Below are 1,758 nucleotides of genomic sequence, written 5' to 3' on the forward strand. Positions count from 1 at the left end.
ATTCAGAATCTACTCACCGAGTGCTCCGAGTTTGAAGTAAGCTAACTTTGCTGGTGGGTCACAATAGGAAACTAAAACAACTCATTAAGGAGAATGAACCATCGACAAAACACCTTGCGTTTACATCCTAACTTCAAAAAATAACTCTGTTCTCTACATTGGTGTTACCAGTCAGCTGCCCCAAAGAATATGGCAACATAAAAACGGAGTAGTCGAGGGCTTTACCAAGAAGTATCACGTTCACAAGCTCGTTTACTTTGAGCTGTTTGAAGATATGGCAACTGCCATAAACCGAGAAAAGCAGTTGAAACAATGGAAGCGTGAATGGAAGTTAGATTTAGTGAGAGAATCTAACCCTGACTTTCTCGATTTATCCAATGAGTTTTAGTAAAAATCATCTCTACCTTTAAACGCTCTCAACTCAACCACATCGGCTTTTTGAGTTGGTGCCGTTTCCCCTTGTAATGCCTCTCTGAATTTTACGACCTGTTTCTGTAGCTCATTCATCAACACAACGTTGGTGTGGTTGGGATTTTTGCAGTTGTGGATGACTCTATCTATGTGGCTTTGCTGAGCCCACAATCGTGGTTGCATCCGTTCTGAGGCGCCTTCAATCATTTCTTTCGCCATATCATGACGAAACTGTTCAAAGGCTTCGGGATCGCGTTCTGCCATTTTTACCATTTCATCGAATGAGGGCAAAACTTGTGGTTTGTGGGGGCTTGGCATAACTATCTCCAAATCCATTGGATGTTGCTCCTAGTTACTAAAAGCTTAATCCATGTAGAAACCGAGATAGAAGGAATGACAGCATCGTCTCACTAATAAGAGTGCATGTTCATAACAAAGTGGGAGTGAGTCGAGATATTAGGCTTGAATACGGTACACGCAGCGGCGTTGACCACTGATGATGTGCTCGGCGCGTTCGATTTTGGTTTCATTGCCGAGAAGCGATTGGAAGACGTTGAGCTCAGATTGGCACAAACTTGGGCAGCGAGTCGCGGCTTTGCAGATAGGGCAGTGGTTTTCGATGAGGATAAAACCATGTTCATCTTGTTCTAGTTCTGCCATGTAGCCTTCTTGCTCACGCAGAGTAACCAGTGTCTTTAGTTTGCTCTCTAGAGACTCACACTGCTCAAGATGCTGTTGGTAGTTCTGTAAGGTGAGTTTCTCGCGTTCGGACGTGACTTTCTCCAATCCGTCTTTACCGAAGATGTGCTCTACAGCCTCAATAAACTGAATGGTTAGTTCACCGTGACGATCAGCGAATTGCTCATGACCTTTTTGTGTAAGAGACCAATGGCGAGTTGGGCGACCAACTTTGACTTTTACATCATGAATCGACAGGGCGCCGTCATCTTCCAAACCTTGCAGGTGCTGGCGCGCACCCATTGTTGTCATACCCAGTTCAGAAGAGAGTTGTTTCGCGGTGACAGAGCCATCACGCTTAACGATTTGCAAAATCCTATCTACGGTCTTCATATACCCACCATTTATACGTCAGTACATATTATGCTCGATAGGGTTAGTAAAGAAAAGTGTTGACTTAATTTGTGTGTGGATTTGTTGGGTCTGTGTTAATGCGCACAAATATATGTCGTCATTCTGAACAGCGAGGGACGTATATGGACTCCCCTAGTAATGCAAGAAGCTTAAGTTAGCGGTTTACAAGTGCACGTATATCCGGTTTCTTTATGGGGAGCTACCCCGAACCTCTATGGCTTAATCCACTGAACAAGGGGTCTTATCGAGCGAGTG

Annotated in this window: 3 protein-coding genes; 1 reads left to right on the forward strand and 2 read right to left on the reverse strand. The window is 44.3% G+C overall.

Features of this window, described 5'->3' with window-relative positions:
- Positions 1-124 precede the first annotated feature (124 nt).
- Complete coding sequence (locus KIV40_RS25465; RefSeq protein WP_375164883.1) at positions 125-388, forward strand: GIY-YIG nuclease family protein; 264 nt, start codon at positions 125-127, stop codon at positions 386-388.
- On the opposite strand, the gene KIV40_RS25470 is transcribed toward KIV40_RS25465, so the two are convergent.
- Both KIV40_RS25470 and KIV40_RS25475 read right to left on the reverse strand, forming a co-directional pair.
- Positions 385-747 carry a DUF3135 domain-containing protein gene (locus tag KIV40_RS25470; protein ID WP_285351977.1) on the reverse strand — a complete coding sequence of 121 codons (363 nt, stop codon included), beginning with the start codon at positions 745-747 and terminating at the stop codon, positions 385-387. The two genes, KIV40_RS25465 and KIV40_RS25470, sit on opposite strands and share 4 nt — an antisense overlap.
- 120 nt (positions 748-867) lie before the next feature.
- Entirely contained in the window at positions 868-1,482 is a 615-nt protein-coding gene (locus KIV40_RS25475; RefSeq protein WP_285351978.1) for a transcriptional regulator, read from the reverse strand.
- Between the last annotated feature and the right edge of the window lie 276 nt (positions 1,483-1,758).

It is taken from the genome of Vibrio sp. D173a (genome assembly GCF_030248475.1).

Excerpts from the sequence above, each read along its gene's own strand:
- KIV40_RS25475 (WP_285351978.1), bottom strand. The coding sequence starts at position 1,482 with ATGAAGACCGTAGATAGGATTTTGCAAATCGTTAAGCGTGATGGCTCT.
- KIV40_RS25470 (WP_285351977.1), bottom strand. The coding sequence starts at position 747 with ATGGATTTGGAGATAGTTATGCCAAGCCCCCACAAACCACAAGTTTTG.